This is a genomic window from Parafilimonas sp., from assembly GCF_047606085.1.
In the GTDB taxonomy this organism is placed as follows: Bacteria; Bacteroidota; Bacteroidia; order Chitinophagales; family Chitinophagaceae; genus Parafilimonas.
This window is the reverse complement of record NZ_JASGEX010000061.1, coordinates 1-9,627: the sequence shown is the minus strand read 5'-3', so window position 1 is coordinate 9,627 and position 9,627 is coordinate 1. Positions and strand designations below refer to the sequence as shown.

Genomic DNA, 9,627 nt, shown 5'->3' with positions numbered 1-9,627 from the left:
CGATGTCGGTTCGTCACATCCTGGGGCTGGAGAAGGTCCCAAGGGTTCGGCTGTTCGCCGATTAAAGTGGCACGTGAACTGGGTTCAGAACGTCGCAAGACAGTTCGGTCCCTATCTGTGGTGGGCGCTAGTAAATTGAGAGGACGTGACCTTAGTACGAGAGGACCGGGTCGCATGTACCGCTGGTGTATCTGTTGTGGTGCCAACTGCAATGCAGAGTAGCTATGTACAGCCAGGATAAACGCTGAAAGCATCTAAGCGTGAAACCTTCCTCAAGATGAGTTTACTTTTAAGGGTCGTTATAGACGATAACGTTGATAGGCTACAGGTCTAAAGTTAGTAATAGCAAAGCCGAGTAGTACTAATTGCCCGTAAGCTTTAATTTTATTTTTTTGGTTTTTCCGAAAAATATTTAGTTCTCCAGTGATGAGAGCTTTTCCAATATGACATTATTAAGCTGTTAGCCATTAGCCTTTAGCTGTTAGCCTTTCTTTGCTAATAGCCAATAGCTAAAAGCCAATAGCCATATTTTTATGGTGGTTTTGCCGAGGGTGTTCACCTCTTCCCATACCGAACAGAGAAGTTAAGCCCCTTATGGCCGATGGTACTGCACAGAAATGCGGGAGAGTAGGTAGCTGCCGTATTTATTAAAAGCCTTTCCGGTTTCCGGAGAGGCTTTTTTGTTTATCATAAGCTTGTACATGCATTTAATCTGCCACAATGATTGGTGTAGCAAACTAAATTCAGCAGAGTATTTTAGAACAAGACTGTTTGCAGGTTAAACAGTGGCAGAAAGCCTGTCAAAGTAAGAGCGGAAAGTTGATGTGGGCAGCGTCAAGTTTTATAAAGTCAGTTTGTGGAAATATTATCTGTCAGCTTCCTGTTATGCAGAACGCTGGGTTGCATAGCAGAAAGTGTTTCACATATTATACGGAATGCGGCAGGCATTAAATTTAATCAGAGATTTTTTTTATTTCAATAGCAAAGTGTTAACCGTTTATTTTTGCATGCTGTAAACTGATGAATGCTTATTTAAACTATACCAGGCTTGTTTTGATATTTGTTTTCCTGGTTATACTTGCCGGCGGCGTAGTGCGTACAACGCAAAGTGGTATGGGTTGCCCAGACTGGCCACATTGTTACGGGCGTTTAATGCCGCCTTTCAGCAGCAAAGACCTTCCTGCAGATTATAAAAAATACCTTGATAAGCAGGACATAGATATGAAATATAACCCGGCGCACGCCTGGGTTGAATATATAAACAGGCTTATCACCGGCATATTGGGTATTCTAATAGTTATACATGTTAGCTGGAGCTTTAAAAAATTTTTCAGTTCAAAACAATCTATATTCTGGCTTTCATGCCTTTTTCTCGCAGGTACTGTTTTTGAAGCCTGGCTGGGCAAACTGGTGGTAGATACCAATCTAGCTGTTGTAAAAATTACCCTGCACATGCTGGCTGCCCTGTTTCTCGCTGTAATACCTGCGCTCATTTTGCACAGGCTGAATAATGATAAAGTAGTTCATGATAAAAACCTCCTAATCTTAACCAGGATTACGCTCATTGTGCTTTTATTACAGATTATTATTGGAACAGATGTGCGGGAACAGGTTGATGAAGTATCAAAAGCATTAAACTATCAGCAAAGGGAAACCTGGCTTTCGCAACTGAATGCTGTATTTGATGTGCACAAAATTGTTGCAATTATTACATCGCTGCTGGTGATACTTATATTCTGGCGCTCACTTTCGCATGCCAGTTTACAAAAGATAGCGCTTTTTCTGTTGTTGATCGTTTTGCTTGTTGCTGCGGCCGGTTTTTTGCTGGTAGCTTTAAATATTCCTGCTTTTATACAGCCCGTTCACTTACTACTTTCTTCCGTTTTATTTGTAAGCCTGTTTGCTTTTCAGCTTAATTTAAAGAGTTAAACATTTGCCTCAGGTACACAAAAAAACTCAAGGCTGGCAAAAAGTTTGCCTGATTATGAATAAAAACACATATTACGGGAGATGAAAAAGAAGAACGGATACAGGCCAATAAATCAAATAAGGATGCAGCTATTAAACCCGATCCTGAAACCCTGAATACAACTGACCCGCATGAACACATGCGGGGGCCATTCTCATCTTTAATGCATAAATTAGAAGAAAAAGCGGAAGAAAATAATTAAAAGGACAAAAACGATCGTGAGATAAGAACTGTTAAATAATGATCCGTATAATAAAAGTGCGGCTGGTTTTTTTAGTGCAACTCGGAAACCCACCGCCTAAGGCGGTGGTAATGTGCTGTATGCTAAGCCGGAATTGTAAATTTGAGGATGAGTAAATACAAAAAGCAGTCTCATGTAATTTACAAGTGTGATTATCATATTGTATGGGTACCTAAGTATCGTTTTCGGATTTTAACTGGAGAAGTAGGGATGTTGATGGATAAAGATATACGCATGTACAGTGAATGGTTAGGGTGTGAGATAGCAGAATTGAATGTTCTGGTTGATCATGTTCATGTGGTGATAAGCATTCCACCAAAGGAATCGGTATCAACATACATGGGAACAATAAAGGGAAAAACAGCCATAAAAGTATTCAAGAGTTATCCAATGTTGAAGAAACGTCCGTATTGGGGCAATCATTTTTGGGGTAGGGGTTATTTTGTGAATACAGTTGGAATCAATGAAGACCAAATAAGAAGGTATGTAAAATATCAGAAAGATGAAGAACGTAAAGAGGAGAGTAACCAACAGGGTTTCGACTTCGATCCTGGAACTTAGCCTTTGGCTTCATCCTTCAAACTACCTGCTTTGCAGGTGGTGGTTAATTCATGTCTTTCAAAGGTGCGGCAAATTTTACGTAAGCATCTCCCATTTACTTTAATTGTAAATCGCTTACCAGCATTACATGGTCGCTCAGGTTTTCATCTACCATGTCAAACTGTTTAACAGTGAAATTGGTATCTGGCAAAATATAATCAATGCGCAGCATGGGGGCCAGTGTGCTGTAAGTTTTGCCCACGCCGGTGCCGGTTTTAAGAAAAGCATCCTGCCGGGTGTTTCTTATACGGAAATAAGTGTAAGAAGTAGGCACATCATTAAAGTCGCCGCATATAATGGAGGGATATCCCACAGAATCTGTTTGCCGCCGCACGATAGCGGCCTGTAAACCGCGATTGGTGAACGCCGCCTTCATCTTGATAAAAATATTTTTGGAAGCGTCAATGGCTTCATCGTCGCGTTCTTTAATTTTATTCATTTCAGCATAGTCGGCTGTATTAAAGCCAAACGATTGCAGGTGGGTGGTAAAAATGCGTAAGGTATCGTTGCCCACTTTGGCATCCACATAAATAAGACTTCCTGAAAATTTGCCCGGAAAACCGGTTTTGCCTGAATCAACCAGCGGGTATTTGGAGAAAACAATGGAGCCGGAGGTGTAAAAACCATGATCTTTATTATAATCTTCCGAATAAAAATAGTAAGGATATTTCCCGCTAAAGAGGCCGATGTTGTCAGCGCTTTCGCCGCGGGTAAAAGAATGATTAAATTCCTGCAGGCAAATAATATCGGGCCGCAGGTCAAGCACAGACTGGGCCAGCTCCATGCGGTTATGCTTTTTTATTTCTTCATTATTGCTTAAACCATACATGTTAGCCACATTCCAGCTAACGATGCGAAACGTTTTAGCCGGCTTTTTACTAAGATTGGCAGGGGAAAAATTAGCGGCAAATGTTACACCTATTTGTTTATATCCCAGTGCCACCACAAGCAATGGCAGCAGCGACAATTTTGGCTTGGCTATAAGCCAGAAAAAGAAAATAAATACCAGCAGAAAAAATAAATAAGGAAAGGTAAGGCCGAGAAAACCTACCAGCCACCAGTTTTGAGGGTTTAAAAAAGGCACCAGCAGGGTAAGCAAATACACTATGCATGCAAGTATGGTGAGAAAGAGGAATATATTTCTTATGATATGACGGAAAACATGAGCCATGAATTAAAAATAACGAATTGATGTAAATTTTATTTCCAATCAATATCTGTTATAACGGGATAATGGTCGGATAGCTTTTTATTAATCACTGTTGTTTGAAACACACGAAAACGTTTATCTGTAAAAATATAATCAATGCGCAATGTGGGCAGTATTTTATAAAATGTACGGCCTATGCCCGGGCCTTTCTCAAGAAAAGCATCATTCAGGTTGCCTCTTAATGTATGATAGGTGTACGATGTGGGCACTGAGTTCATGTCGCCGCAGTAAATAACGGGCATTTGGGCCCTGTTTATTTCATTGCGGATGATGGCTGCTTCCTTTGCATGCAGTTTTTCTACATCGCGAAGCTTATACTGGATGGTGCGTTTGCGGTGATAGGTTATTTCGTAAATATCCTGGTTTTTATTTGTAGTATCGTTGTATAACCTGAACGATTCAAGGCGCGCTGTTAACACCCTGAAGGGTTTATGGTGCAGCTCAAGGCCGGCATAAACCAGGTTTTGTTTTTCGGGCCAGGTGGTAATGGTAATCCTGCCGCTATCGGTGAAAGGTGTTTTTGAAAAAATGGCGCATCCATCCACTACCCGCACACCGTTATAGAGCCTGAAGAAATTGTCGTTTGAAAAAAAATGGTAAGCATAGCCCATATCCTTCATTTCATCCAGTATATACCTGTTTTTATCAGGATTTGTGATGGTGTTTAAAAACTCCTGCATGCAAACCACGTCGGGCTTGTTGTTTTTTACCACCTGCAAAATATAAGGCCATTTATTTTCGTGCGGATTGGATGTAACAAAGCCCTGCACATTCCACGTAAGTATCCTTAAGCCTGAATCTTTCCTGTTAATATTAAAGGAAGCCGGGAGATTAAACGCCACTGTTTTAAAAATATTCGGCAGGCCGGGCAATAAGCTGGCAAGCATAATATAGCCCAGCTTGTTTTTCATAAACAAATTGATAATGCCGGCTATTATAATGCCCAAAAACCAGTAAGGGAACCAAAGCGCAAATAATGGCATGAACGAAAACCTGAAAGGAGACACGTACGCGCTGAAACAGGAAACAAGAAATAAGGCGGTTAATGCAATGCAGCCGCAAACCCATACAAACCTGATTGTTTTTTTCATGCAGAAGCGCGCGCTTAAAAATTTTCTTTGCTTGCTTTTTTTAAAAACTCTTTTTCTTCTTCGGTAAGAAGATGATAGCCCTGTTCATTTATTTTATCGAGTATTTCATCCAGCTTTTGCTGACTGAAATGAGGCATTTTTTCAAAAGGTTTCTTTGTTGCCTTATAATATACCTGCTGATGCCCGGGCGCATTGTATTTTTTTTCGGGATTGAAGAGATCATTTATCCAGTTAGCTAAATCTATCATCCATTTGCCGGGGTCTCTGCCATGTTTCAACTGGTAAACAAAGAAGAAGCCTGTGGCCCCGGCTACAATATGACTTATAGCCACTGCCCCGCTGTGGCTTAATCCTATTGTGCTTAAATCTATAGCTGCAAATATCACCGTAAGCAGCCATAAAGGAATGCCGCCGCTAAGCATGGGAAATATCCTGAAGTTAGGCGAGAGCGTGGTGGCGGCAATTGCTATAGCCATTACGGAGGTGCCGGCTCCCATTATATAAATTCCGGCAGCATTGGCGTGCACAACAGGTATAAGATTGGCTGTAATAATGAAACAAAGGCCGCCAAAAAAGCCTCCGTACAAATAAATGGGAAAAAGTTTGCTGTTGCCGGCCAGATCCTGCAAAATGTATCCGAAACACCAGAGCCAGAGGAGGCTGCTGATGAGGTACCAGATGCTGTTGTGCGCAAACATGTAGGTAATAAGCGTCCAGGGGCGGGTAAGCAGGGTATATCCGCTTGCCGGCAAAGCTATCCAGCTGTCAATTCCGGCATTGTTGGTGTTTTCAGCGCCCACGGTTAAATAAAAAATGACTTTTATAGCCAGAATGCCTGCAAAAAATAGTGAATTGAGGATTACGAGCCATACCAGTGCATTGGTGTCGTCGCCTATCAGCATTTTTTTCTTCCTGTTTTGCTCTCTTACAGACATAGTGTATTGGAAATTATTGAACAATCAAAATTAAAAAATATTGAACTTGTTTAAACCGTATTGTAAAACCACATAAAAACATATTTTTTCTATGTATCTCCCGTTAATAAGTGGAACAAGTATGTGGTTTATTTAAAGAAAGTATAAACAAAGTTTATTAATAAAATGTTTGCCTGTTTGTTTTGTTCCAGAAATACACCAAAGCCAAACCAAAAATTGCGCCACCTAGGTGCGCAAAGTGCGCCACATTATCGCCGGCGCTGTTTTGCAAAGCCATTACCAGCTCAAATCCTGCATATATAAGTACGAACCATTTTGCTTTTAGCGGCAGGAAAAAATAAATATATATGTAGGTGTTCGGAAATAAATAACCAAAAGCGGCAAGGCAGCCAAATACGGCGCCGGAAGCGCCCAGTGTGGGCTCATTGAGTTTGGTAGTAACAAAACTATTGGTAAGCGTATAGGCATTTTGAGCAAGCGAAGAATTGTAGGCATCGTTCCGCCATTCATCTGTAAGGTTAGAAACCACACCCGTGTTAAAATAATCGCTTACATGATGCTGCGCTGCAAAATTCTCAAAACTGCCATAAGTAAAATTGTTTTTTAAAGCATTGAAATCGTGCAGGAGCGAACTGGTTTCAAAATACAGCACGATCATGTGCAGCAAGGCTGCGCCCAGGCCGCATATAATATAAAATGTAAGAAACCGCTTAGGCCCCCAAAGGTTTTCGAGCACCGAGCCAAACATCCATAAGGCAAACATGTTTGAAAGAATGTGCGCCCAGCTGCCATGTATAAAAAGATGGGTTACAAACTGCCAGGGCTTAAACAAAGGGCTTTGCCAGGTGTGCAAAGCAAACAAATCGTCCATGGGGGCGTAATTGCCCGACTGGATGGTTTGCCTTGCAACAAAGAAGAGCACATTAATGATAATAAGGTTCTTGATTATTACAGGTAATATCTGGAAACTGCCCGGCCTGAACTCTTTCATTCAATCAGTTTGTATTTGGTTTTTTAATTTTAGCTGCACCACGTTTTCTATATGATGTGTATGTGGGAACATATCAACCGGCTGCACCTGCGCCACCGAATATTTTTGCCCGAGCCACTGTAAATCCCTTGCCTGGGTGGCCGGGTTGCAGCTTACATATACAATAAGCGGCGCTTCTATCTGCAATAATTTTTCTGAAAGCTTTACAGGCAGCCCGGCGCGTGGCGGGTCAACAATAATAACATCAGGTTTTCCTTCTTTTTCAAAAAAATCATCTGTGCATATATCAATAACATCTCCCGTATAAAAAGATGTGTTTGAAAGATTGTTTAAAGCAGCGTTTTCTTTAGCATCATCAACAGCTTCGCCAATGGCTTCAACTCCAATAATCTTTTTTGCCAGCGCACTTACAAAAATACCAATGCTGCCGGTGCCGCAATACAGGTCGTACACGATTTCTTTCCCGGTTAATTCTGCAAAATTTCGGGCGATTGCATAGAGTTTTTCTCCCTGCCTGGTATTGGTTTGAAAAAAAGACTTGGGGCTTATTTTAAATTGATAGTTTCCAAGCTTTTCCACAATATAACCCTTTCCATAAACCACCTGCGGGGCAAGATCATAAATACTGTCATTGCGTTTGCCATTGATGGTGTAAAGCAATGTGGTGACCTGGGGGAATTGCTCCTGTATAAAATGAAACAGCAACTGCATACTGGCTTCATGTTTATAGGCCAGTGTTATGTTCAGCATTATTTCGCCTGTGGTAGCTATGCGCACCATCATATTTCTGAGCCAGCCTGCATGCTGTTTAAAATCGTAAAAAGGAAAATTATGCTCGCGGGCAAAACCGGCTATGCTGTTTCTTAAAGCATTGGTGGGCTCCGCCTGCAGCCAGCATTTATGAATGTCAACCACCTTGTCAAAAACGCCTTTGGCGTAAAAGCCGGCCACGTTTGTGTTTGCAATGGCCTCTGTATCCTTTCCTTCTTTCCGCAATTGCCTGAATTCACTTTCGGGTATAAATTTTTTGGCGGAGAAAGTATATTCAAGTTTGTTTCTGTACAATGTGGTTTCAGCAGCGCCAATAATGTTTTGCATTTCGGGCAATGGCAATTTGGCTATGCGCTTCAAAATATCACCTACCTGCTGCTGTTTGTATTCAAGCTGTTTTTCGTAAGGCAGCATTTGCCACTGGCAGCCGCCACACACGCCAAAATGTTCGCAGAAAGGTGTAACCCTGTTTTCAGAAAGCTTTTTTATTTGCAGCGGAAAACCTTCGGCCCAATCTTTTTTACTTTTATATAGCCGTACATCAGCAATATCGCCGGGCACTACATTCTCTACAAAAACAACTTTTCCATCAACTCTTGCCACAGATTTTCCTTCGGCTGCATAATTCTCAATTAAAATGTCTTCAAGTATTAACTGTTGTTTTTGTTTTCTCACAGCTGCAAAATAAATTCATTCAGTTTGGGAATAGTATAAATTAACATGTTTTAATTTATTACCTTATAAAATTGTATAGATGCAAGCAAGCTTTAAAAAGCTGCTTTGGGATAATGCAGATGGAAATTTATTAGTTCTCGAAAAACCACCGCCTTTGGCGGTGGTTATGTACTCGTGGCTATGCCGTATGTTTAAATTTGCTGCATGAGCAAGTATAAGAAGCAATCTCATGTAGTGTATAAGTGCGATTATCATATTGTATGGGTTCCGAAGTATCGGTTCAGAATATTGAATGGAGATATTGGAAAGTCAGTAGATGAGGATATTCGCAAATTAAGTGAATGGCTTGGTTGTGAAATAGAGGAGTTGAATGTTCGTGGCGACCATGTTCATGTAGTAGTCAGTATTCCTCCCAAGATTTCCGTATCAACTTATATGGGCACCATCAAGGGAAAAATAGCGATAAAGTTATTCAGGAGTTATCCTGTTTTGAAAAAGAAACCATATTGGGGAAATCATTTTTGGGCAAGCGGCTATTTTGTGAATACGGTAGGCATAGATGAAGATATGATTAAGCGGTATGTAAAATATCAGGAAGAGGAAGAACGTAAAGAGGAAAGGGATGGAAAAGATTTTACGCAGATGAACCTTGGAATATAGCCCTTTGGGCTGCTTCTTTAAGCCACCTGCTTTGCAGGTGGTATTTGACTATGAACATCCGGCCATAGCATCAAAATTTCCCGTATTTGGCACTTATAAAACTGGCAGCTTAATCTCGGCTTCGGCTGAAACAGGCATTATTTCGCTGAACCATCTTTTTAATTCTTTCTTTTTTGGCACGAAAATTTTATATCCATCTCTTAAACATATACATGAAAAAACTTATCCCTGTAGCAATTGCAGTTATAATGGCAGCCTGCAATAACTCGCCCTCCACCACTTCGAATAATGACACGGTTGTAACAACAAGTGATGCGGTTGTAACACCAGATACTACAATTATTACAACAGAAGCAGAAGTATATACGCCTGCCGAAGGCGATGTTATTTATACTAAGTTGCTTTAATAATTCCGAAATTAAATTGTAGTAAAGATATCAGCTCATCCAATTGATATTCGAGATTAGAGAAGAACTGCTCAATT

Annotated in this window: 9 protein-coding genes and 2 rRNA genes; 6 read left to right on the top strand and 5 right to left on the bottom strand. The window is 40.8% G+C overall.

Going from position 1 to position 9,627, the window contains the following annotated elements:
* The 4 genes from QM629_RS05575 to tnpA (QM629_RS05560) form a co-directional block, all read left to right on the top strand.
* Nucleotides 1-386: ribosomal RNA gene (locus QM629_RS05575) — 23S ribosomal RNA — on the top strand; the annotation flags it as partial.
* A 146-nt stretch (nt 387-532) separates the two neighbouring features.
* Nucleotides 533-644 (top strand): 5S ribosomal RNA (rrf, locus tag QM629_RS05570).
* Between the two features lie 376 nt (nt 645-1,020).
* The gene (locus QM629_RS05565; protein WP_415158044.1) at nt 1,021-1,929 is read left to right on the top strand and encodes a COX15/CtaA family protein; all 909 of its coding nucleotides are present in this window, start codon (nt 1,021-1,023) and stop codon (nt 1,927-1,929) included.
* Nucleotides 1,930-2,318: 389 nt separating this feature from the next.
* Complete coding sequence (tnpA, locus tag QM629_RS05560) at nt 2,319-2,771, top strand: IS200/IS605 family transposase (RefSeq protein ID WP_415158042.1); 453 nt, start codon at nt 2,319-2,321, stop codon at nt 2,769-2,771.
* Nucleotides 2,772-2,865: 94 nt separating this feature from the next.
* On the opposite strand, the gene QM629_RS05555 is transcribed toward tnpA (QM629_RS05560), so the two are convergent.
* The 5 genes from QM629_RS05555 to rlmD all read right to left on the bottom strand — a co-directional run bounded on the left by QM629_RS05555 (nt 2,866) and on the right by rlmD (nt 8,483).
* Nucleotides 2,866-3,981, bottom strand: coding sequence for an endonuclease/exonuclease/phosphatase family protein (locus QM629_RS05555; RefSeq protein ID WP_415158040.1), 1,116 nt, complete (start codon nt 3,979-3,981; stop codon nt 2,866-2,868).
* Between the two features lie 29 nt (nt 3,982-4,010).
* Complete coding sequence (locus tag QM629_RS05550; RefSeq protein ID WP_415158038.1) at nt 4,011-5,111, bottom strand: endonuclease/exonuclease/phosphatase family protein; 1,101 nt, start codon at nt 5,109-5,111, stop codon at nt 4,011-4,013.
* Between the two features lie 14 nt (nt 5,112-5,125).
* The gene (locus QM629_RS05545; RefSeq protein WP_415158036.1) at nt 5,126-6,046 is read right to left on the bottom strand and encodes a rhomboid family intramembrane serine protease; all 921 of its coding nucleotides are present in this window, start codon (nt 6,044-6,046) and stop codon (nt 5,126-5,128) included.
* 157 nt (nt 6,047-6,203) lie between these two features.
* A complete protein-coding gene (locus tag QM629_RS05540; protein ID WP_415158034.1) occupies nt 6,204-7,037 on the bottom strand; it encodes a rhomboid family intramembrane serine protease in 834 nt (277 codons plus the stop codon).
* On the bottom strand, nt 7,038-8,483 hold the full coding sequence (rlmD, locus tag QM629_RS05535) for a 23S rRNA (uracil(1939)-C(5))-methyltransferase RlmD (protein WP_415158032.1): 1,446 nt from the start codon (nt 8,481-8,483) through the stop codon (nt 7,038-7,040).
* Between the two features lie 204 nt (nt 8,484-8,687).
* Between rlmD and tnpA (QM629_RS05530) the strand changes: the two genes are divergently transcribed.
* Complete coding sequence (tnpA, locus tag QM629_RS05530; protein ID WP_415158030.1) at nt 8,688-9,143, top strand: IS200/IS605 family transposase; 456 nt, start codon at nt 8,688-8,690, stop codon at nt 9,141-9,143.
* A gap of 212 nt (nt 9,144-9,355) precedes the next feature.
* On the top strand, nt 9,356-9,550 hold the full coding sequence (locus QM629_RS05525) for a hypothetical protein (RefSeq protein WP_415158028.1): 195 nt from the start codon (nt 9,356-9,358) through the stop codon (nt 9,548-9,550).
* Nucleotides 9,551-9,627 lie beyond the last annotated feature (77 nt).